This is a genomic window from Nocardioides sp. (assembly GCF_031397825.1).
Taxonomy (GTDB): domain Bacteria; phylum Actinomycetota; class Actinomycetes; order Propionibacteriales; family Nocardioidaceae; genus Nocardioides.
The window spans coordinates 1-21,017 of record NZ_JANNML010000164.1; the positions used below are offsets into that span (position 1 = coordinate 1).

Annotated in this window: 25 protein-coding genes and 3 tRNA genes; 24 read left to right on the forward strand and 4 right to left on the reverse strand. The window is 70.0% G+C overall.

Annotation, left to right across the window (positions count from 1 at the left end):
* A partial coding sequence (locus RMN98_RS14210; protein ID WP_309649478.1) for a homogentisate 1,2-dioxygenase domain-containing protein occupies nucleotides 1-811 on the forward strand: 811 nt, incomplete at its 5' end.
* A gap of 51 nt (nucleotides 812-862) precedes the next feature.
* On the forward strand, nucleotides 863-1,159 hold the full coding sequence (locus RMN98_RS14215; protein WP_309649479.1) for a DUF1905 domain-containing protein: 297 nt from the start codon (nucleotides 863-865) through the stop codon (nucleotides 1,157-1,159).
* An 8-nt stretch (nucleotides 1,160-1,167) separates the two neighbouring features.
* Here the strand turns inward: RMN98_RS14215 and RMN98_RS14220 are convergent, their stop codons facing one another.
* Nucleotides 1,168-1,860: an RDD family protein gene (locus RMN98_RS14220; RefSeq protein ID WP_309649480.1), complete on the reverse strand. Its 693-nt coding sequence runs from the start codon at nucleotides 1,858-1,860 to the stop codon at nucleotides 1,168-1,170.
* A gap of 121 nt (nucleotides 1,861-1,981) precedes the next feature.
* On the opposite strand from RMN98_RS14220, the gene RMN98_RS14225 reads away from it, so the two are divergent.
* The 12 genes from RMN98_RS14225 (at nucleotide 1,982) to RMN98_RS14280 (ending at nucleotide 10,874) form a co-directional block, all read left to right on the forward strand.
* Complete coding sequence (locus RMN98_RS14225; RefSeq protein WP_309649481.1) at nucleotides 1,982-4,372, forward strand: FdhF/YdeP family oxidoreductase; 2,391 nt, start codon at nucleotides 1,982-1,984, stop codon at nucleotides 4,370-4,372.
* 30 nt (nucleotides 4,373-4,402) lie between these two features.
* Nucleotides 4,403-5,374 carry a pirin family protein gene (locus RMN98_RS14230; protein WP_309649482.1) on the forward strand — a complete coding sequence of 324 codons (972 nt, stop codon included), beginning with the start codon at nucleotides 4,403-4,405 and terminating at the stop codon, nucleotides 5,372-5,374.
* Complete coding sequence (locus RMN98_RS14235) at nucleotides 5,374-5,949, forward strand: DNA-3-methyladenine glycosylase I (protein ID WP_309649483.1); 576 nt, start codon at nucleotides 5,374-5,376, stop codon at nucleotides 5,947-5,949. The genes RMN98_RS14230 and RMN98_RS14235 overlap by 1 nt, the downstream gene beginning before the upstream one ends.
* Entirely contained in the window at nucleotides 5,946-6,305 is a 360-nt protein-coding gene (locus RMN98_RS14240; RefSeq protein ID WP_309649484.1) for a CidA/LrgA family protein, read from the forward strand. Before RMN98_RS14235 ends, RMN98_RS14240 begins: the two co-directional genes overlap by 4 nt.
* The gene (locus tag RMN98_RS14245; protein ID WP_309649485.1) at nucleotides 6,302-7,009 is read left to right on the forward strand and encodes an LrgB family protein; all 708 of its coding nucleotides are present in this window, start codon (nucleotides 6,302-6,304) and stop codon (nucleotides 7,007-7,009) included. Before RMN98_RS14240 ends, RMN98_RS14245 begins: the two co-directional genes overlap by 4 nt.
* Before the next feature lie 58 nt (nucleotides 7,010-7,067).
* Entirely contained in the window at nucleotides 7,068-8,471 is a 1,404-nt protein-coding gene (locus tag RMN98_RS14250; protein WP_309649486.1) for an amidase, read from the forward strand.
* An 84-nt stretch (nucleotides 8,472-8,555) separates the two neighbouring features.
* A tRNA-Thr gene (locus tag RMN98_RS14255) sits at nucleotides 8,556-8,628 on the forward strand.
* A 38-nt stretch (nucleotides 8,629-8,666) separates the two neighbouring features.
* Nucleotides 8,667-8,740, forward strand: a tRNA-Met gene (locus RMN98_RS14260).
* A gap of 34 nt (nucleotides 8,741-8,774) precedes the next feature.
* Complete coding sequence (rpmG, locus tag RMN98_RS14265; protein WP_170259177.1) at nucleotides 8,775-8,945, forward strand: 50S ribosomal protein L33; 171 nt, start codon at nucleotides 8,775-8,777, stop codon at nucleotides 8,943-8,945.
* Between the two features lie 126 nt (nucleotides 8,946-9,071).
* The gene (locus tag RMN98_RS14270) at nucleotides 9,072-9,476 is read left to right on the forward strand and encodes a MaoC family dehydratase N-terminal domain-containing protein (protein WP_309649487.1); all 405 of its coding nucleotides are present in this window, start codon (nucleotides 9,072-9,074) and stop codon (nucleotides 9,474-9,476) included.
* Nucleotides 9,473-9,850, forward strand: coding sequence for a MaoC/PaaZ C-terminal domain-containing protein (locus tag RMN98_RS14275; RefSeq protein WP_309649488.1), 378 nt, complete (start codon nucleotides 9,473-9,475; stop codon nucleotides 9,848-9,850). Before RMN98_RS14270 ends, RMN98_RS14275 begins: the two co-directional genes overlap by 4 nt.
* Nucleotides 9,843-10,874, forward strand: a complete 1,032-nt coding sequence (locus tag RMN98_RS14280; RefSeq protein ID WP_309649489.1) for a UDP-N-acetylmuramate dehydrogenase — start codon at nucleotides 9,843-9,845, stop codon at nucleotides 10,872-10,874. The genes RMN98_RS14275 and RMN98_RS14280 overlap by 8 nt, the downstream gene beginning before the upstream one ends.
* A gap of 9 nt (nucleotides 10,875-10,883) precedes the next feature.
* Here RMN98_RS14280 and RMN98_RS14285 read toward each other — a convergent pair whose 3' ends face one another.
* The 3 genes from RMN98_RS14285 to RMN98_RS14295 are packed head-to-tail and all read right to left on the reverse strand — an operon-like array spanning nucleotide 10,884 to nucleotide 13,756.
* Nucleotides 10,884-11,426, reverse strand: a complete 543-nt coding sequence (locus RMN98_RS14285) for a DUF4190 domain-containing protein (RefSeq protein WP_309649490.1) — start codon at nucleotides 11,424-11,426, stop codon at nucleotides 10,884-10,886.
* Nucleotides 11,427-11,468: 42 nt separating this feature from the next.
* Complete coding sequence (locus RMN98_RS14290) at nucleotides 11,469-12,497, reverse strand: adenosine deaminase (protein WP_309649507.1); 1,029 nt, start codon at nucleotides 12,495-12,497, stop codon at nucleotides 11,469-11,471.
* A complete protein-coding gene (locus RMN98_RS14295) occupies nucleotides 12,494-13,756 on the reverse strand; it encodes a pyridoxal phosphate-dependent aminotransferase (protein WP_309649491.1) in 1,263 nt (420 codons plus the stop codon). Before RMN98_RS14295 ends, RMN98_RS14290 begins: the two co-directional genes overlap by 4 nt.
* A gap of 123 nt (nucleotides 13,757-13,879) precedes the next feature.
* Between RMN98_RS14295 and RMN98_RS14300 the strand changes: the two genes are divergently transcribed.
* From RMN98_RS14300 to RMN98_RS14345, 10 genes are all read left to right on the forward strand, one after another.
* Nucleotides 13,880-13,952: transfer RNA gene (locus RMN98_RS14300), tRNA-Trp, on the forward strand.
* A gap of 74 nt (nucleotides 13,953-14,026) precedes the next feature.
* Nucleotides 14,027-14,275 (forward strand): preprotein translocase subunit SecE, encoded by a 249-nt coding sequence (gene secE / locus RMN98_RS14305; protein ID WP_091113308.1) that lies wholly within the window; start codon nucleotides 14,027-14,029, stop codon nucleotides 14,273-14,275.
* 67 nt (nucleotides 14,276-14,342) lie between these two features.
* On the forward strand, nucleotides 14,343-15,293 hold the full coding sequence (nusG, locus tag RMN98_RS14310; protein WP_397209683.1) for a transcription termination/antitermination protein NusG: 951 nt from the start codon (nucleotides 14,343-14,345) through the stop codon (nucleotides 15,291-15,293).
* A gap of 105 nt (nucleotides 15,294-15,398) precedes the next feature.
* Nucleotides 15,399-15,827 carry a 50S ribosomal protein L11 gene (gene rplK / locus RMN98_RS14315; protein WP_309649493.1) on the forward strand — a complete coding sequence of 143 codons (429 nt, stop codon included), beginning with the start codon at nucleotides 15,399-15,401 and terminating at the stop codon, nucleotides 15,825-15,827.
* Between the two features lie 106 nt (nucleotides 15,828-15,933).
* On the forward strand, nucleotides 15,934-16,653 hold the full coding sequence (rplA, locus tag RMN98_RS14320; RefSeq protein ID WP_309649494.1) for a 50S ribosomal protein L1: 720 nt from the start codon (nucleotides 15,934-15,936) through the stop codon (nucleotides 16,651-16,653).
* 351 nt (nucleotides 16,654-17,004) lie between these two features.
* Nucleotides 17,005-17,649, forward strand: a complete 645-nt coding sequence (rplJ, locus tag RMN98_RS14325; protein ID WP_309649495.1) for a 50S ribosomal protein L10 — start codon at nucleotides 17,005-17,007, stop codon at nucleotides 17,647-17,649.
* Nucleotides 17,650-17,727: 78 nt separating this feature from the next.
* Nucleotides 17,728-18,117: a 50S ribosomal protein L7/L12 gene (gene rplL / locus RMN98_RS14330; protein WP_309649496.1), complete on the forward strand. Its 390-nt coding sequence runs from the start codon at nucleotides 17,728-17,730 to the stop codon at nucleotides 18,115-18,117.
* 308 nt (nucleotides 18,118-18,425) lie between these two features.
* Complete coding sequence (locus tag RMN98_RS14335) at nucleotides 18,426-19,379, forward strand: ABC transporter ATP-binding protein (RefSeq protein ID WP_309649497.1); 954 nt, start codon at nucleotides 18,426-18,428, stop codon at nucleotides 19,377-19,379.
* Nucleotides 19,380-19,398: 19 nt separating this feature from the next.
* On the forward strand, nucleotides 19,399-20,181 hold the full coding sequence (locus RMN98_RS14340) for an ABC transporter permease (RefSeq protein ID WP_309649498.1): 783 nt from the start codon (nucleotides 19,399-19,401) through the stop codon (nucleotides 20,179-20,181).
* Between the two features lie 5 nt (nucleotides 20,182-20,186).
* A complete protein-coding gene (locus RMN98_RS14345; RefSeq protein ID WP_091113292.1) occupies nucleotides 20,187-21,014 on the forward strand; it encodes an ABC transporter permease in 828 nt (275 codons plus the stop codon).
* Nucleotides 21,015-21,017: the final 3 nt, after the last annotated feature.

Consider the following 21,017-nt stretch of genomic DNA (forward strand, 5'->3'; position numbering starts at 1 on the left):
CGGCGACTACGTCGTCGTCCCGCGGGCCACCACCCACCGCTGGGTGCCGGCGGAGCCGAGCCGGCTCTACGCGATCGAGGCCAACAGCCATGTCGCCCCGCCCAAGCGCTACCTCTCCAAGCACGGCCAGCTGCTCGAGCACGCGCCCTACTGCGAGCGCGACCTGCACGGTCCGACCCGTGTCCACCTGGCCGACGGCCCCGACGCCACCGACGTGGAGGTGCTGGTGAAGCACCGCACCAGCGCGGGGATCCTGGGCACCCGGATGACCTACGCGACGCATCCCTTCGACGTGGTCGGGTGGGACGGCTGCCTCTATCCCTACACGTTCAACATCGACGACTACATGCCGATCACCGGCAAGATCCACCAGCCACCGCCGGTCCACCAGGTCTTCGAGGGGTGGAACTTCGTGATCTGCAACTTCCTGCCCCGCAAGGTCGACTACCACCCGCTCGCGGTGCCGGTGCCCTACTACCACTCCAACGTCGACAGCGACGAGGTCATGCTCTACGTCGGCGGCGACTACGAGGCGCGCAAGGGGTCGGGCATCGGGATCGGCTCGATCTCGCTGCACCCGGGCGGGCACGCCCACGGGCCGCAGCCCTCGGCCATCGAGGCGTCGCTCGGGGCGGAGGCCTTCGAGGAGTCGGCCGTCATGGTCGACACGTTCGCCCCTCTCGACCTCGGCGAGGCCGGGCGGGCGGTCGAGGACCCGGGGTACCCGTGGAGCTGGGCTGGCCGGTCGCTGGGTGAGCGCCCGGCCGGGGACGCCGGTGGGGACGACCCGGCTGTCTTCTCCAACTCCTAGCCGGCAGCCGGTCCCTGGCCGCCTGCCGGCGCCGAGGTGCACGATGAGGGGATGGACCAGGACGCGTTCGAGCTCGAGGCTGAGCTGTGGCTCGCTGACGCCGCCGACGCCTGGGTCTTCCTGACGCTGCCCGCCGATGTCGGGGAGATGGTGCGCGAGCTGGCCGGGCCGCCGCGCGGGTTCGGCTCGGTGCGCGTCGAGGTCACGGTGGGCTCGACCACGTGGCGTACCTCGGTCTTCCCCGACCAGGCGCGCGGCTACGTGCTCCCGGTCAAGAAGGCAGTGCGCCGCGCCGAGTCCCTCGAAATCGGGGACTCGACGCGGCTGCGACTGGTCGTGCTGGGCTGAGCGGGCGCTCAGCCGACCTTCATCACGGTGGTGCCGCCGGCGAACTTGTCGAACCAGTGCTGACGCCTGGCGGTGTCGGCGTTGATGCCGACCACGATCAGGACGATCGCCGCGATCTGCGCCAGGCCGCCGATGAGCTGGCCGATAACTGGGATCACGCCGAGGATGCCGAAGGCCATCCAGATGTTGCGACGGATGGCCTGCTCCATCGTGGGGTTGCTCGCTCCGTCGGGGCCGAAGACCTTGAGCTTGACGACCTGCTTGCCGATCGTCTGACCACGCGAGGACTCGAGGAAGGCGTAGTAGCCCAGGTAGATCAGGCTGGTGAGCGCCGACAGGACGATGTAGAAGAGAACCGTGCTCCCGTTGTCGAAGCTGCCGTCCTCGAAGTCGTAGGTCGCCTCCTGGATCAGGATCGCCCCGAGGATGGCGAACAGGATCCCGAAGATCACGCCGAGGATGACGCCGTCGATCAGCCGGGCGAGGAATCGGTCGAGGAGCTCCCCGGGCCGCGGGACGCCCGCTTGGTGTGGCGGCGGAGCGCCGTAGCCGCCGGGCTGCGGAGGAGGCGTGCCGTAGGCGGGTTGCTGGGGTGGGTTGCCGTAGCCGCCCGCGGGCGGCGGCGGGGGAGGAGGCGGAGTGCCGTCCCCGCCCGTAGGGGGCTCGGGCGGGATGCCGCCCGGAGGTCCGTAGTTCGACATGGGGACTCCTTCGTGACGCCGCAGGACCGGGGTGGCGCGGGCTCGGCTCGAAACTAGCGCTTGCGGGGCCCCTCGGACAGTGGTGTTACGTACTGTTGTTCGACCGGGCCAGGATGGGTACATGGCATTCATGGGAAGAAGAGCACCGCGCCAGGACATCGACGAGTCGGACCTCGAGGTCGGGGGGAGCGCCCACGCAGCGGCCGGCACCACCGCCGTGGCCGTGTCGATGAAACGCTCGATCGAGCAGATGGGCGTACGCCGGACGGCCCAGACGCTGCTCAAGCTCAACCAGGCCGACGGGTTCGACTGCCAGGGCTGTGCGTGGCCCGACCCCGACCCCTCGCACCGGCACACCGCCGAGTTCTGCGAGAACGGCGCGAAGGCGGTCACCGAGGAGGCGACGCTGCGCCGCGTCACGCCAGCCTTCTTCTCCGAGCACTCCCTCGACGAGCTGGGCTCCAAGACCGACTACTGGCTCGGCCAGCAGGGCCGGATCACCGAGCCGATGGTGCTGCGCGAGGGCGCGACCCACTACGAGGCCATCTCCTGGGACAGCGCGTTCGAGCTGATCGGACGCCAGCTCAACGACCTCGCCTCCCCGGACGAGGCGATCTTCTACACCTCGGGAAAGACCTCCAACGAGGCAGCGTTCGCCTACCAGCTGTTCGCCCGCGCCTACGGCACCAACAACCTGCCCGACTGCTCCAACATGTGCCACGAGTCGACCTCGGTCGGTCTCGCCGAGGTCATCGGGATCGGCAAGGCCTCGGTGACCTTCGAGGACGTGCACCACGCCGACCTGATCGTGATCGCGGGCCAGAACCCCGGCACCAACCACCCCCGCATGCTGACCGCGCTCGAGGAGGCCAAGGCCAACGGTGCCAAGGTCATCGCCATCAACCCGCTCAAGGAGGCGGGCCTGGTGCGCTTCAAGAACCCCCAGAACGTGCGTGGCGTCATCGGCAACGGCACCGGCATGGCCGACCTGCACCTGGCCGTGCGGATCAACGGCGACCTGGCGCTGCTCCAGGCGATCAGCTCGTTGCTGCTGGAGTGGGGCGCGCTGGACGGCGAGTTCATCGAGCGTCACACCTACGGCTTCGAGGACTACGCCGCGCACCTGCGCGAGCTCGACTGGGACGTCGTGCTGGCCTCGACCGGCCTGACCCGGACCGAGATCGAGCAGGCGGCGCGCATGATCGCCGACTCCGAGAAGACCATCTACTGCTGGGCGATGGGCATCACCCAGCACAAGAACGGTGTGGCCACGGTCAAGGAGATCGCCAACCTGTCCTTCCTGCGCGGCGACATCGGCAAGCCGGGAGCCGGGCTCTTCCCCGTGCGTGGCCACTCCAACGTGCAGGGCGACCGGACCATGGGCATCTGGGAGCGCGCCCCCGAGCACTTCCTGGACTCCGTGCGCGACGAGTTCGGCTTCGAGCCGCCGCGCGAGCACGGCTACGACGCCGTCGCCGCCATCAAGGCGCTGCGCGACGGCAAGGCGAGGTTCTTCTTCGGCATGGGTGGCAACTTCGTCTCCGCCGCACCGGACACGGCCGTGACCGAGGCCGCCTTCCGCAACGCCGACCTGACGGTGCACGTGTCGACCAAGCTCAACCGGTCCCACGTGGTGACGGGCAAGCAGGCGCTGATCCTGCCAGCGCTGGGCCGCAGCGAGAAGGACCTCACGGGCGGGGGCGCGCCGCAGCGGGTCACGGTCGAGGACTCGCTCTGCTCGGTGCACTCCTCGGTCGGGCCGCTCAAGCCGGCGTCGGCGCACCTCAAGTCCGAGGTCGACATCATCTGCTCGATGGCCCAGGCCACGATCGGCGACCGCCACGGCATCCCGTGGTCGTCCTTCCGTGCCGACTACAGCGAGATCCGCCACCGCATCGCCCGCGTCGTGCCCGGCTGCGCGGCCTACGACGAGAAGGTCTCGCAGCCCGGCGGCTTCGTGCTGCCGCACCCGCCGCGCGACAGTCGCACGTTCCCGACGACCAAGGACCGGGCGATCTTCACCTGCACGCCCACCTCCGTGCTGCACGTGCCGGAGGGACGCCTGCTGCTGCAGACCATGCGCTCGCACGACCAGTTCAACACCACGATCTACGGCCTCGACGACCGTTACCGCGGCATCAAGAACGGTCGGCGCGTGGTCTTCGTCAACCCCGACGACATCGTCTCCCTCGGCCTCGAGGAGGGCCAGCTGGTCGACATCGTCAGCGAGTGGGAGGACGGGGTCGAGCGGCAGGCTCCGGCGTTCCGGGTGGTCTCCTACGACACCCCGCGCGGCTGCACCGGCGCCTACTACCCCGAGACCAACTCCCTGGTCCCGCTGGACTCCAAGGCCGACGGCAGCAACCAGCCGGCCTACAAGTCCGTGGTCGTCCGGCTGGTGCCCAGTGACGGCGGTCCCGAGGGTCCGACCGGCTCCTCCGGCGCCACCGCAGGATCCGGCGGCCGCGGCGACGAGGCCAAGCGCAGCCCGCAGCCCACGCACCTCGCCTGACCGGGCCTCCTCCTCGGGCAGGATGGGGGCGTGAGCAACCCCGAGCGCGACCCCGACGAGGTGACCTGCGAGGCGGCCGTCGCGGCTGGCGTCGAGATCATGGCGCCCCGCGACGTGCCGCTCGGCGGCCCACGTGCCATGACCGTACGACGCACGCTGCCGCAACGTCACCGCTCGCTGATCGGCGCCTGGTGCTTCGTCGACCACTATGGCCCCGACGACGTCGGGGACACCGGTGGGATGGCCGTGACGCCCCACCCCCACACGGGGCTGCAGACGGTCAGCTGGCTCTTCACCGGCGAGATCGAGCACCGCGACAGCGCCGGCCACCACGCGATGGTGCGTCCGGGGGAGGTCAACCTGATGACGGCCGGCCACGGCATCAGCCACTCCGAGATGTCGACGCCCGCGACGACCACCCTGCACGGGGCCCAGCTGTGGGTGGCGCTGCCCGACGCGGCTCGCGACACCGCCCCCGCGTTCGCCCACCACGCGCCGACGCCGGTCACGGGCGACGGCTGGGAGGCCCGCGTCTTCCTGGGGTCCCTGCTCGGCGACACCTCGCCGGTCGAGACCGCGACCCCGTTGCTGGGCGCGGAGCTGCTGCTCGAGGCCCGCACGTCGCTCGACCTCGCCGTCGACTCGTCGTACGAGCTGGGGCTGCTGGTCGACCGCGGCGCCGTCGACCTGGAGGGCACGCAGGCGCAGGCGCACGACCTGGTCTACGTCCCGCCCGGTCGCGACACCGTCCGCCTGGTCGTCGGAGACGAGCCGGTCCGTGCTCTCCTGCTGGGCGGACCACCGTTCGGCGAGTCGATCGTCATGTGGTGGAACTTCGTGGGCCGCACCCACGAGGAGATCGTGGGCTTCCGCGAGGAGTGGCAGGCGCAGGTCACCGACGCCGGCCTCGTCGACGGCCGCTTCGGGGTCCCGGTCGGCGACGCCAACCCGCCCATCCCGGCTCCCGCGATGCCGCACGTGCGACTCAAGGAGCGGCACTGATGGGTCCGGTGCCGGGCGAGGACGGGGTGCCGCGCTGCCCGTGGGCGGGCGCTCCCGGTGTCATGCGCGACTACCACGACACGGAGTGGGGCCGGACCGTCAGCGGCGAGGCGGCCTACCTCGAGCGGCTGACCCTGGAGGCCTTCCAGTCGGGCCTGTCCTGGTCGACCATCCTCCACAAGCGCGAGGCGTTCCGCGAGGTCTTCCTCGGCTTCGACGCCGAGGCCGTCGCCGACTTCGACGAGGGCGACGTGGAGCGGCTCATGACCGAGGTCCGGATCGTGCGCAACCGCCGCAAGATCGAGGCCGCGATCACCAACGCCCGCGCGACGCTCGCGCTGCGCGACGATGTCGGGCTCGAGGCGTTCGTGCTCGGCTTCGCCCCGGAGGTGCCCCCGGCGCCGGCCGACACCGACCAGCAGGCCACGACGTCGGCCGAGTCGCTGGCGCTGTCCAAGGCCCTGAAGAAGCACGGCTTCGCGTTCGTCGGCCCGACGACGATGTATGCGCTGTGCGAGGCGATCGGGGTCTTCGACCCCCACCTGGTCGGCTGCCACCGCCGAGGCCTCGCTTGATCACCGGTCTGACCTTGCTGCTGGCCTGTCAGCTCGTCGGTGAGGTCCTGGTCCGGCTGCTCGACGTGCCGGTCCCCGGACCGGTCGTCGGGATGCTGCTCCTCCTCGTGGTCCTCCGGGCCAGGAAGGTCGGCGACGACGCGGCCGTCGTACGAGCCGGGACGGCGCTGCTGCGCCACCTGCAGCTGCTCTTCATCCCGGCCGGGGTCGGGGTCGTCGCCTATGCCGCGGTCATCCGCGACGACCTGCTGCCGCTCGCCGTCGCACTGGTGGGCTCCTGGTTGCTGGGCCTCGCCGCCGTCGGGTGGACCACGACCCTCCTGGAGCGCTGGCTCCCGGGGGAGCGCGCCCGGTGAGCGAGACCTGGGAGTGGCTGCGCACCTCGCCCGTCGCCATGCTGCTGCTGACCCTCCTGGCCTACCGGGTCGGCCGTCAGGTGCAGACCTGGACGGGAGGGCACGCGCTCGCGCAGCCCGTCCTCGTCGCGATCCTGCTGGTGGCGCCGGTCATCACGCTCCTCGACGTCGACTACGCCGACTACCGCAGGGGCGCCGAGCTCATCGCCTTCATGCTGGGGCCGGCCACCGTCGCCCTCGCGATCCCGCTCCACCGCCAGGCCCACCGCCTGCGCGGCTTCGTGGTCCCGATGCTCGTCGCCGTGCTGTTGGGAGCCGCGGTGTCGATCACGAGTGCGGTACTGCTGGTGCAGGCCCTCGGCGGCAGCGAGCTGCTCGCCCGTACGACGGCACCCAAGGCGGCCACCGCCCCCGTGGCCATCGCGCTGGCAGATGCCGGCGGGGGCATCCCTGCCCTCGCAGCGGTGCTGGCGATCCTCGCCGGGATCCTCGGCGCCGTGGCAGGTCCGGCCGTGCTCACGCTGCTCCGGGTGCGCGACCACCGGGCGCGGGGCCTCGCCCAGGGGGCGGTCTCCCACGGGATCGGCGCCTCCCGGATGCTCGCCGACCACGAGACCGAGGGCGCCTTCGCCGGGCTCTCCATGGGGCTGACCGCCCTGGCGATGAGCCTCCTGCTCCCGCTGCTGCTGGCTGTCCTGCTCTGAGGATCCGCCGGTCCGGACAACCCTCGCGGCGCGTGCTCCCGCCGGTACCTTGAGGCCCATGAACCGCGTCCACGCCTTCTCCGACGACGCCCTGGGGGAGCACGACGCCGTCGGGCTCGTCGAGGCCCTCCACGCGGGCGAGGTGTCCGTCCCCCAGGTCGTCGAGGCGGCCATCTCCCGGGTCGAGCGGGTCGACCCCGACCTCAACGCCATCGCCTACCGCGCCTTCGAGCGGGCGCGGCTGGAGGCCAAGGACCCCCGCGCCGGCTTCTTCTCCGGGGTGCCGACGCTGATCAAGGACAACGTGGCCGTCGAGGGGATGCCGACCCAGGAGGGCACCGACTCCTACGTCGGGCGGCCCCAGCCGCGTGACGGCGACTTCGCCCGGATGTACCGCGCGACCGGCCTGGTCCTCCTGGGCAAGACGCAGCTGTCCGAGTACGGCTTCTCCGGCGCGGCCGAGCACCCCCGCCTCGGCAGCGTGCGCTCGCCGTGGTCGACCGACCACGTCGCAGGCGCCTCGTCGGCGGGGTCGGCCGCTCTCGTCGCGGCCGGTGCCGTGCCGATCGCGCACGCCAACGACGGCGGGGGCTCCATCCGCATCCCGGCGGCCGTCAACGGGCTGGTCGGTCTCAAGCCCACGAGGAACCGGACCGCCCAGGACAAGATGATGAGGGACATGCCGATCCGGATCGTCTCCGACGGCGTCGTCACCCGCTCGGTGCGAGACACCGCCGCGTTCTTCCGCGAGTCCGAGAAGGTCTACCGGGCCCTGGAGATGCCGCCGATCGGCGACATCCGCCGACCGGGCAGGCGACGACTGCGCGTCGCCCTCAACACCGCCGGCATGGGGGTCGCCGCGAGCCCCGAGGTGGCCGCGCTGACCGAGCAGGTGGCGGCCTCCCTGGAGGCCCTGGGGCACCGCGTCGAGCCGGTCGAGGCGCTGATGGTCCCGGACTCCTTCCGCGAGGACTTCCTGCTCTACTGGTCGATGCTGGCGATGTTCCTCGTCCGCACCGGGCGCCGCCGTCACGGGCGCAGCTGGGCGCCGCAGAACCTCGACAACCTGACCCTCGGGCTCGACCGGCACTGTCGTCGCAACCTGCACCGGCTGCCCGGCACCATCCGCCGGCTCAAGGCCACCCAGCAGCTCTCGGCGGCGTTCCACCAGCACCACGACGTCGTCCTCACGCCCACGCTGGCGACCCGGACGCCCGAGGTCGGGCATCTCGACCCCACCCGGGACTACGACACGATCATGGACCGGCTGATGGCCTGGGTGGCCTTCACGCCGCTGCAGAACGTCACGGGCGACCCGGCGATCTCACTGCCCCTGGCGACCACCGCGGAGGGTCTCCCCCAGGGGATGATGTTCGGCGCCGGAGCGGGCCGCGAGGCGACGCTGCTCGAGCTCGCCTACGAGCTGGAGGAGGCCTTCCCCTGGGCCCGGATCCAGGGCTGACCGGGTCCCTGAAGACTGCCCCGAAGACCGCCCAGGGGGCCGATTTCTCCCTTGGCAGGACCTCTTGTACAGTTCTCCGTCGTTGCCCCTTTAGCTCAGTCGGCAGAGCGTCTCCATGGTAAGGAGAAGGTCTACGGTTCGATTCCGTAAAGGGGCTCTGGGTCCAGGGCTCCACCAGAGCTCGCCCCACCCCATGGCGGGGTAGCTCAGGTGGTTAGAGCACACGACTCATAATCGTGGTGTCGCGGGTTCGAGTCCCGCCCTCGCTACGCACAACATCTGCACTTCGACGAAGGACTTCCCGTGGCCAGCAAGAGCTCCGATGTTCGCCCCAAGATCACGCTCGCGTGCGTGGACTGCAAGGAGCGCAACTACATCACCAAGAAGAACCGTCGCAACGACCCCGACCGCCTCGAGCTGGCGAAGTTCTGCCCGCGCTGCCGCACCCACAAGGCGCACCGCGAGACTCGCTGACGTCGCTGCACCCACCGGCTCAGGTCGCTGAGCCGGTGTGACCCGACCCGCCACACCCCGTGTGGCGGGTTCGTGCGTTCTCCGGGCGACTGTGGTCCCGCGGCCGACCCGCACTAGGTTGGAGCCATGCCAGTCGACCCCTCACTCGTCGGGCGCACCTTCCCCCCGACGCCGCCGCGCGCGGTGACGCGGGAGCAGGTCCGCGACTTCGTCCTCGCCACCGGCGGCGCCTCCTACGACGGCGGGCCCGCCCCTGCGACGTACCCCATCGTCCTGGCCTTCGACGCGATGAACGCGTTCCTCGAGGCCGAGCGGGTCGACCTCTTCCGCATCGTCCACGGCGAGCAGAAGTTCGTCTACGAGCGCCCGGTCGTCCCAGGGGACGTCCTGTCCGCCACCCTGACGGTCGCGAGCCTGCGCCAGATCGCCGGCAACGACATCATCGGCACCACCAGCGTCGTGACCGACGAGGCCGGCGACGTCGTCTGCTCGACCAGCGCCACCCTCGTGCACCGGGGGGCGGCGTCGTGAGCCTCCCGACCCGCACCTTCACCATCACCCGCGCCGACCTGGTCCGCTACGCGGCGGCCAGCGGCGACCACAACCCCATCCACCAGGACGAGGCTGTCGCCACCAGCGTCGGGCTGCCCGGGGTCATCGCCCACGGGATGTACACGATGGCGCTCGCCGCGCGTGCCGTCGACGAGTGGTTCCCCGGGGCCGAGGTCGTCACCCTGGGCTGCAAGTTCACCAACCCGGTCGTCGTCCCCGCCGAGGGCGGGGTCGACATCGACGTCGCCGGCGAGGTCAAGGGCTCCGACGACGGGCTGACGACGGTCGCGCTGACCGTCACCTGCGAGGGCCAGAAGGTGCTCGGCATGCCCAAGGCCGTCGTCCGTGCCTGACCGCACCCTGCTCGCCGACCACACCACGCTCCACCTCGGCGGCCCCGCACGGCGCTTCGTCGTCGCGGGCACCGAGGCCGAGCTGGTCGACGCCGTACGACGGGCCGACGAGGCCGGCGAGCCCCTCCTGGTCCTCGGGGGCGGCAGCAACCTGGTCGTGGCAGACGCCGGCTTCGACGGCACGGTCGTGCAGGTCGCCACGACGGGCGTGGTCCCGGACGTGGAGGGCGACGACGCCTCGTGCGGCGGGGTGCTCGTGACCGTGGCCGCGGGGGAGTCCTGGGACGACCTCGTGGCGACCGCCGTCGAGCGCGGCTGGGTCGGCATCGAGGCGCTGTCGGGCATCCCCGGGTCGGTCGGCGCCACCCCGATCCAGAACGTCGGCGCCTACGGCCAGGAGGTCGCCCAGACCGTCGCCTCCGTGCGCGTCTGGGACCGCACGGAGCGGGCGGTGCGCACCTTCGCCAACGCCGACTGCGACTTCGCCTACCGCCACTCACGCTTCAAGTCCGACCCCGGGCGCCACGTCGTCCTCAGCGTGACGTTCCAGCTCGCCCAGGGCTCGCTGGGTGCTCCGGTGGGCTACGTCGAGCTCGCCCGCACGCTCGGCGTCGAGCCCGGCCAGCGGGCTCCGCTGGTCGCCGTACGCGACGCGGTCCTGGGCCTGCGCCGCGGCAAGGGCATGGTGCTCGACGAGGCCGACCACGACACCTGGAGCGCCGGGTCGTTCTTCACCAACCCGGTCGTCGCGGCCGAGGCCGTGCCCGACGGGGCCCCTGCGTGGCCCGTGGACGGCGGGGTCAAGACGAGCGCTGCCTGGCTGATCGAGCGGGCCGGCTTCGCCAAGGGCCACGCCCGGGGCGCCGCCGCAGTCTCCGGCAAGCACACCCTGGCCCTGACCAACCGTGGCGGCGCCACGACCGAGGACCTGCTGGCCCTGGCCCGTGAGGTCCGCGACGGGGTCGAGGAGCGCTTCGGCATCCGGCTGGTCAACGAGCCGGTGCTGCTCGGTTGCGTGCTCTGAGTCCGCCGCTCAGTACATCCCCTGGTCGTAGGTCCCGTCCCAGTCGGTGGTGACGACGAAGACCACGACCACGATGACCAGGAGCACGGCCAGCACGGTCGCGACGATGCCGGTCGCGAGACCGGCGACGGCCTGGCCGCGGTTGCCGAAGCGGCCCGGCTCCCGGTCGATCTCGCGTTTCGCCTTGACCCCGGTCCAGATCGCGAAGGGCCCGGTGAGCATGCCCGGGAGGGTGATGCAGCAGAAAGGCGTCGCGAGGATCGATGCCACCGCGATGATGCCCAGGATCATCGAGGTCGTCGCCGTGCTGTTCTTCTGGGCGAAGCCGTAGCCCGGCACGCCGTAGCCGGGCGTCCCATAGGGCTGTTGGCCGTAGGGCACCTGCCCGTAGGTCGGCGGGGGGCCGTAGGGGTTCGGCGGCGGCGGCGGTGTCGCCGCGCCGGCCGGGCCGTACGTCGGCCACTGGGGCGCCGGGTCGCCCGCCCCCTCGCCGTAGGGCTGGTGGGTGAACGGCTGCGTCTCGTCGGGCTCGGGCGGCCCCTGGGTGGTCACGGGGAGGATCTTCCCAGGTGGCCTCCGGGGCAAACGGAAGCGCTAGGCCGGGTCCGTCGCCAGCCAGGCGTCGATGTCGGCCAGCGCGGAGGAGAGCACGTCCGACGGCGCACAGGAGGCCCGCAGCGACATCCTGCCGAGCTCGGCCAGGTCGGCGTCGTCGAGCTCGTGGGCCGCGCGCATCGTGGCGTACTGCGCGGCCAGCTGGGACCCGAAGAGCAAGGGGTCGTCGGCGCCGAGCGCGACGGTGGCCCCCGCCGTCATCAGCGTGGGCAGCGGCACCGAGGTGAGGTCGGAGTAGACGCCGAGCGCGACGTTGGAGACCGGGCAGACCTCCAGCGCGACACCGGCCTCGACGATCCGGTCCAGCAGCGCCGGGTCCTCGGCCGCCCGGACCCCGTGACCCAGGCGCCCCGCGTGCAGGGCGTCCATGCAGGTGCGGATGCTGTCGGGGCCGAGCAGCTCACCGCCATGGGGTGCCAGCAGGAGCCCGGCCCGCTCGGCGATCGCGAAGGCACCGGCGAAGTCGGCCGTCGAGCCGCGCCGCTCGTCGTTGGAGAGCCCGAAGCCGACCACCCCGCGGCCGGCGTACTGCGCCGCGAGCCGCGCCAACGTGCGCGCGTCCAGCGGGTGCCGCGTGCGGTTGGCCGCGATCACGACCGCCATCCCCAGCCCGGTGCGCCCGGAGGCGTCGCGGACCGCGTCGAGCACCAGGTCGGTGAAGGCCGTGATGCCACCGAAGCGCGCTGCGTAGCCGCTCGGGTCGACCTGGATCTCCAACCACCGACCGCCGTCGCGGACGTCGTCCTCGGCTGCCTCCAGCACCAGTCGTCGTACGTCGGACTCCGTGCGCAGCACGGAGCGCGCGACGTCGTAGAGCCGCTGGAAGCGGAACCAGCCCTTCTCGTCGGTGGCCCGCAGCTGGGGCGGCCACTCCGAGACCAGCGAGTCAGGCAGGACGATGCCGTCGCGCTCCGCCAGCTCGAGCAGCGTCTGGTGCCGCATGGAGCCGGTGAAGTGCAGGTGCAGGTGGGCCTTCGGCAGGGTCCGGAGGTCCCGTGGCTCGCTCAGGAGAAGAGCTTCTGGAGGCGCGTGATGCCCTCGACGATGTCGTCGTCGCCCAGTGCGTAGGAGAGTCTCAGGTAGCCGGGAGACCCGAAGGCCTCGCCGGGCACGACCGCCACCTCGCTGGCGTCGAGGATGTAGTCGGCCAGGTCGGCGGACGTCTCGATCAGCCGACCGCCGTGCTCCTTGCCGAGCAGGCCCTTGACCGACGGGTAGGCGTAGAACGCACCGCCGGGCATCGGGCACAGCACGCCGTCGATCTGGTTGAGCATCGACACGATCATCTTGCGACGACGGTCGAAGGCGACCTTCATCTCGTCCACGGCCGAGAGGTCCCCCTCCAGGGCGGCGATCGCCGCGCGCTGGGAGACGTTGGCGACGTTGGACGTCGCGTGCGACTGCAGGTTGGTGGCGGCCTTGACCAGGTCGACCGGACCGACCATCCACCCGACGCGCCAGCCGGTCATCGCGTAGGTCTTGGCGACGCCGTTGACGATGACGCAGTTGTCCACCAGGTCGGGGCAGAGCACCGGCATCGAGCCGGTGTCGGCGTCGTCGTAGACCAGGTGCTCGTAGATCTCGTCGGTCAGCACCCAGAGGTCGTGGTCCTCGACCCACCGCCCGATCGCGCGGATCTCGTCGGCGGAGTAGATCGCCCCGGTGGGGTTGGACGGCGACACGAAGAGCAGCACCTTGGTGCGGTCGGTGCGCGCGGCCTCGAGCTGCTCGACGGTGACCTTGTAGTCCTGGGTCTCGTCGGCGAGGACCTCGACGGCGGCGCCGCCGGCGAGCTGGATGGCCTCGGGGTAGGTGGTCCAGTACGGCGCCGGGACGATGACCTCGTCGCCCGGGTCGATCATCGCGGCGAAGGCGGCATAGATCGCCTGCTTGCCGCCGTTGGTGACCAGGACCTGGTTGGCGGCGATCTCGAGGCCGCTGTCGCGCCTGGTCTTCTCGACGATGGCCTTCTTGAGCTCGGGCAGGCCGCCGGCGGGGGTGTAGCGGTGGTTCCTGGGCTCGCGGCAGGCTTCGACGGCCGCCTCGACGATGTAGTCGGGGGTGGCGAAGTCCGGCTCGCCGGCACCGAAGCCGATCACGGGCCGTCCCTCGGCCTTGAGCGCCTTGGCCTTCGCGTCGACCTTCAGCGTCGCCGACTCGGCGATCGCGCCGATGCGGCGGGAGACCCGGCGATCGCGCGGGTTGCCCGTGGCGTTGGCGGTGGAGCTGCCGGTGGGGGTGGTGGGGGCTGAGGAGGCGTCAGACATGGGTGTCATCGTAGAGGCGTTTGGACGCAGGCTTCGACTTGCCCGTAGACTCCACGTTTGGTGGTTTCCCCAAGGCTTTGGCGCGCCCGGACCCCGGGTGCGCACAGGCGGGGCTGACCGCGGAGGGCACTAGCTCAACTGGCAGAGCATCGGTCTCCAAAACCGAAGGTTGGGGGTTCAAGTCCCTCGTGCCCTGCGAACAGCGTGGACGCAGGATCAGCAGGACCTCCGGGCCGCACGGCCCGGTCGGACGAAGGAAGAGGTGAGGGTGTGTCGGACAGCAAGGCAGTCGGGGGTCCCCGCGACAGCAAGGCCGAGAAGCGCACCAGCATCCCGACGTTCTACCGCCAGGTCGTGGCCGAGCTGCGCAAGGTCGTCTACCCGACCCAGGAGCAGCTGGTCACGTACTTCTTCGTGGTCATGGTGTTCGTGATCTTCATGATGGCGCTCGTCTCGGCCCTCGACCTCGGACTCGGCAAGCTCGCCTTCGCCGTGTTCACGGGCGGGTCCGACCTCTGAGCAGGTCCGGCGCGCATCCGCGCCGGGACCACGCACTACGGGCCCCCGGGCCAACCAACGCAAGGTGATGGAGCAACACGTGTCGGAGCAGTACGAGTCGGTCGAGACCGAGGGCACCCCGGAGGAGGACCTCCTGGACGCCGTCCCCGAGGACGCGCCTGAGGGCACCGCCCCCGAGGACGTCGCCACGGACGACGACGTCGTCGACGCCGAGCTGTCCGACGAGCCCGTGGCCGACGAGGTCGCTGCCGCCGAGGAGGTCCTCGACGACGCCGTCGCCGAGACCGTCGAGGCCGGTCTCGACATAGAGGACGCTGTCGTGGAGTCCGACGACGAGGACGCCGTCGAGGCTGCCGAGGACGCCGAGGCCGACGCGGCCGAGGTGGTGGACCGCGACCCGCTCGAGGTCTTCCGCGACGAGCTGTGGGCCAAGCCCGGTGACTGGTACGTCGTGCACACCTACTCCGGCATGGAGAACAGGGTGAAGTCCAACCTCGAGAACCGGATCATCTCCTTGAACATGGAGGAGTACATCCACGAGATCGTCGTCCCCATCGAGGACGTCGTCGAGATCAAGAACGGCCAGCGCCGCACCCGCACCAAGCCGGCCCTCCCGGGATACGTCCTGGTCCGCATGGACCTCACCGACGAGTCCTGGTCGACCGTGCGGCACACGCCGTCGGTCACCGGCTTCGTGGGCCACAGCCACCAGCCCGTGCCCCTGAGCATGGCCGAGGTCGAGAACATGCTGGCCCCGTCCGTGATCGCCAAGGCCGAGGCCGAGGCCGTGGCCGCCGGCACGCCCGTCAAGGGCGGTGCCACCACCGCCAAGAAGGCGATCGAGGTCGCTGACTTCGACATCTCCGACTCGGTGATGGTCGTCGACGGTCCGTTCGCCACGCTGCACGCGACGATCACCGAGATCAACGCCGAGGCACAGAGGGTCAAGGCCCTCGTCGAGATCTTCGGCCGGGAGACCCCGGTCGAGCTGAGCTTCAGCCAGATCCAGAAGGTCTGAGCTCACCCGCACGACCCGCAACACCCAGGTGGCAGATGTCTGCCCGGCGCGCCGGGCACGGCCTCGAGATGACCACGAAGACGCAAGCACAAAGGATCCATTGAAATGCCTCCCAAGAAGAAGATCGCCGCACTGGTCAAGGTGCAGCTCCAGGCCGGCGCCGCGACCCCGGCCCCGCCCGTCGGTACGGCCCTCGGCCCCCACGGCGTCAACATCATGGACTTCTGCAAGGCCTACAACGCCCAGACCGAGTCCATGCGCGGCAACGTCATCCCCGTCGAGATCACCATCTACGAGGACCGTTCCTTCACCTTCATCACCAAGACCCCGCCGGCTGCCGAGCTCATCAAGAAGGCTGCCGGTCTCCAGAAGGGCTCCGGTGTCCCGCACAAGGAGAAGGTCGGCAAGCTGACCAAGGACCAGATCCGCGAGATCGCCGCGACCAAGCTGCCGGACCTCAACGCCAACGACATCGATGCCGCGATGAAGATCGTCGAGGGCACCGCTCGTTCCATGGGCGTCACGACCGACTGACGTCACTGTGGTCGCACTCGCGACCGCATCCCAGCACCACAGCACCTGTGGCAGGGCCGCGCTGGCCCACGTAGACCACACCTGGACACAGAGAAGAGAACCAGACATGCAGCGCAGCAAGACCTACCGTGCGGCGGCCGAGACGTTCGACAAGGACGAGCTCTACGCCCCGCTGGCCGCGATCAAGATCGCGAAGTCCTCGAGCAAGAAGAAGTTCGACGAGACCGTCGACGTCGTCATGCGTCTCGGCGTCGACCCCCGCAAGGCCGACCAGATGGTCCGCGGCACCGTCAACCTGCCCCACGGCACCGGCAAGACCGCCCGCGTCCTCGTGTTCGCCAACGGTGACAAGGCCGACGCCGCCCGCGAGGCCGGCGCCGACGTCGTCGGTGGCGACGAGCTCATCGAGAAGGTCAACGGTGGCTGGCTCGACTTCGACGCCGTCGTCGCGACCCCCGACATGATGGGCAAGGTCGGTCGCCTCGGCCGCGTGCTCGGCCCCCGTGGCCTCATGCCCAACCCCAAGACCGGCACCGTGACGCCCGACGTCGCCAAGGCCGTGTCGGACATCAAGGGCGGCAAGATCGAGTTCCGCGTGGACCGTCACGCCAACCTGCACTTCATCATCGGCAAGGCGTCCTTCGCCGAGGCACAGCTCGCGGAGAACTACGCCGCCGCCCTCGAGGAGGTGCTGCGTCTCAAGCCGGCCAGCTCCAAGGGTCGCTACCTCAAGAAGGTCACCGTCTCCACGACCATGGGCCCCGGCGTCCAGGTCGACCCCAACCGCACGCGCAACGTCGCGGCGGAGGACGAGGGCCAGGCCTGATCCCAGGCCGCCTGACAACCAGCTCCATCAGCTCCACCCGCCGACCCGTCCGGATCTCCGGGCGGGTCGGTGTCGTGTGGCACAGGTGACCCGTGCGTCGACCTCAGCGCTCGATTTGGTGCTGGGCCCCGCGCCGCCGTAGAGTTCGCATCTGAATCCAGAGACCGCCGGTTGTCCGGCTGCATCAGCAGTCAGACCGAAGGTTCCGCAGCGATGTGGACGGCCAGCGCAGGTGAGAAGAGCAAGACCCGCAGCCTCGCTGCGCAGTCCACGCCCTGAGCTCCTGCGCTCAGGGCGTCCGTCATTTCAGACGGACCCAGCGCGGTGGTCTCCCAGTCCGGAAGGAGACCCATGGCGCGGGCAGACAGGGAAGCCGCCGTCGCGGAGATCGTTGACTCGTTCAACGACTCCGCTGGCGCCGTGCTGACCGAGTACCGCGGTCTCACCGTCAAGGAGCTGCAGAACCTGCGGCGCTCCCTCGGTGAGAACGCCAACTACGCCGTGGTCAAGAACACGCTGGCCAAGATCGCCGCCAATGAGGTGGGCATCTCCGGCTTCGACGACCTGCTGACCGGCCCGACCGCGATCGCCTTCATCAAGGGCGACGTCGTCGAGGCGGCCAAGGGTCTGCGTGACTTTGCCAAGGCCAACCCCACCCTTGTCATCAAGGGCGGAGTCCTGGACGGCAACATCCTCGACGCGAAGGAGATCGGCAAGCTCGCCGACCTCGAGTCGCGCGAGGTGCTCCTGGGCAAGATGGCGGGCGCCATGCTCGCTTCTCTCAGCCAGGCCGTCTACCTGCTCAACGCCCCCCTCGCCCAGGCTGCCCGGCTCGCCGGTGCACTCCAGGCGAAGGCAGAGCAGGACCCCTCGATCCTCGCAGGTGGTGCCGGCACGCCGGCCGCCGCCGAGGAGGCCCCGGAGGCAGCTGCTGCCGACGAGGCCCCCACCGACGAGGCTGACGCCTCCGACGAGGGCGAAGCCACCGAGTCCTGATCCAGGACCTCGGCACCCACCACCTGAAACCCGGTCCACCGCGCTGCGGTGGGCCACCGAATGGAAGGAAACGCCACCATGGCGAAGCTCAGCACTGACGAGCTGCTCGACGCGTTCAAGGAAATGACCCTCATCGAGCTCTCCGAGTTCGTGAAGCAGTTCGAGGAGACCTTCGGCGTGACCGCCGCTGCTCCCGTCGCTGTTGCCGCTGCCCCTGCTGCCGGCGGCGCCGCCGGTGGCGAGGAGGCCGCTGCGCAGGACGAGTTCGACGTCATCCTCGAGGCTGCCGGCGAGAAGAAGATCAACGTCATCAAGGAGGTGCGCGCCCTCACGTCCCTCGGTCTCAAGGAGGCCAAGGAGCTGGTCGAGGCCGCACCCAAGGCTGTCGTCGAGAAGGTCGACAAGGCCGCTGCGGAGAAGGCGAAGGAGGCCCTCGAGGCCGCCGGCGCCACCGTCACCCTCAAGTGACCCGCGGGCTGGTGCGCGGCTGATCCCTGCGTATCGACACCGTCGCTCGGCCCAGCACCACCGCATCAGGCGGTCACCCCTCGCGGGGTGGCCGCCTGGTGTGCGTTCTCAGGTGACGTCGGTTACGTTGACGCAGGTCATACCTCGGGTCACAGGTACATCTCGCCACCCGGCCAGACGGTGACGCGGCGCACAATGCCGCGTAACCTCGCCGCGGTAACACCGTTGTTACTGGCGAGTGGGGTTGCGCAGCAGCAGGGCGCCGCCATGACCCGTGCACTGGTTCGGGGTCGAGGGAGAGAGACGACATGGGCGTAGAGATCAAGGTCAACGACCTCACGAAGTCCTTTGGCAAGCAGCTGATCTGGGGCGACGTGTCGCTGACGATCCCTGCTGGCGAGATCTGCGTGATGCTGGGCCCCTCGGGAACGGGCAAGTCGGTCTTCCTGAAGACCCTGATCGGGCTGCTCAAGCCCGACAAGGGCTCGATCATCATCGAGGGCACCGACATCGCGAGCTGCTCCGAGAAGGAGCTCTACGAGATCCGCAAGCTCTTCGGCGTGCTGTTCCAGGACGGCGCGATGTTCGGCTCGATGAACCTCTACGACAACGTGGCCTTCCCGCTGCGCGAGCACACCAAGAAGTCCGAGTCCGAGGTCCGTGACATCGTCATGGAGAAGATGGACCTGGTGGGTCTGCTCGGCGCCGAGGACAAGCTGCCCGGCGAGATCTCCGGCGGCATGCGCAAGCGCGCGGGCCTGGCCCGTGCCCTGGTGCTGGACCCCGAGATCGTCCTCTTCGACGAGCCCGACTCCGGTCTCGACCCGGTGCGCACGTCGTTCCTCAACCAGCTGATCATCGACCTCAACGCGCAGATCGACGCGACGTTCTTGATCGTGACCCACGACGTCAACACGGCCCGCACGGTGCCCGACAACATCGGTCTGCTCTACCACAAGCACCTCGCGATGTTCGGTCCCCGCGAGATGCTGCTGAGCTCGGAGGAGCCGGTGGTGCGTCAGTTCCTCAACGCGCAGGTCATCGGTCCGATCGGCATGTCCGAGGAGAAGGACGCCGACGAGCTCGCCGCCGAGTCCGGCCAGGAGCTGCCGCCGCTGCCGCCGATCCCGTTCCAGCAGGAGCCCTCCAACGGCATCCCGCGACGCAGCCAGCGCGAGCCCGGGGCATGGTGCCGCGACAACGGCGTCACGCCTCCTCCGGGCTCGTTCGAGGAAAACATGTCCATGACCATCGGAAAGTGACGGGGGGGACGACGACCTCGTGGCATCCACTGCGACCAGGGTCCTCGCCCCGGTCGGCACCGCAGGCAAGCTCTTCGCCTTCGGTCTCGACGTCGGGCGGGCCCTCTTCAAACGCCCCTTCCAGCTGCGGGAGTTCCTGCAGCAGGCCTGGTTCATCGCCTCCGTCACCATCATCCCCACCGCGCTCGTCGCCATCCCCTTCGGCGCGGTCATCGCGCTGCAGGTCGGTGGCCTCATCAAGCAGTTCGGCGCACAGTCGTTCACCGGCTCCGCATCGGTGCTCGCGGTGGTGCAGCAGGCCGGGCCGATCGCGACCGCCCTGCTGATCGCGGGCGCGGGTGGCTCCGCCATCGCCGCAGACCTCGGCGCGCGCAAGATCCGAGAGGAGCTCGACGCGATGATGGTGCTCGGCATCGACCCGATCCAGCGCCTCGTCGTGCCCCGCGTGCTCGCCTGCATGCTCGTCGCGTTCTTCCTCAACGGCATGGTGACCGTCGTCGGTGTCGCAGGTGGCTACGTCTTCAACGTCGTGCTCCAGGACGGCACCCCGGGCGCCTACCTGGCCAGCTTCACCGCGCTTGCGCAGCTGCCCGACCTGTGGGTCGGACTCCTCAAGGCCCTGGTCTTCGGGTTCATCGCCGCGATCGTCGCCTCCTACAAGGGCATGAACGCCGGCGGCGGGCCCAAGGGCGTGGGTGACGCGGTCAACGAGTCGGTCGTCATCACGTTCCTGCTCCTGTTCGTCGTCAACTTCGTGATGAGCACGATCTACCTCCAAGTCATCCCACCGAAGACGGGTTGACGACCATGGCCAACATCAAGTCCGTCTACGAGAAGCCCCTGGGATCGCTCAACGATCTCGGCGGTCAGCTCGCGTTCTACCTCGGCGTCCTGCGCGCCATTCCGCGCTCGATCAAGCGCTACCCCAAGGAGATCTTGCGGATCCTGGCGGAGGTCACCCTGGGCTCCGGCTCCCTGGCCGTCATCGGTGGCACGGTCGGCGTCATCGCCGGCATGACCTTCTTCACCGGTGCCCAGGTCGGTCTCTCGGGCTATGCCGCGCTCAACCAGCTCGGCACGGCCGCGTTCTCCGGCTTCGTCTCCGCCTACTTCAACACCCGGGAGATCGCTCCGCTGGTCGCGGGCATCGCTCTCGCGGCCACGGTCGGCTGCGGGTTCACCGCTCAGCTCGGCGCCATGCGGATCTCCGAGGAGGTCGACGCGCTCGAGACGATGGCGATCCCGTCGATGCCGTTCCTCGTCGCCACCCGTGTCGTCGGTGGCCTGATCGCGATCGTCCCGCTCTACGTCGTCGGCCTGCTGTCGTCGTACTTCGCGAGCCGGTTGATCGTCACCCAGTTCTACGGCCAGAGCGCCGGCACCTACGACTACTACTTCAACGCGTTCCTGCCACCCGGGGACGTCCTCTGGTCGTTCGGCAAGGTCCTGGTCTTCGCGGTCGTCGTGATCCTGATCCACTGCTACCACGGCTACAACGCCTCCGGCGGCCCTGCCGGCGTGGGCGTGGCCGTGGGGCGTGCCGTGCGCACGAGCATCGTCGCCATCAACGTCATCGACCTCTTCCTGTCGATGGCCATCTGGGGCACCACCACGACCGTCAGACTGGCGGGATGAGCG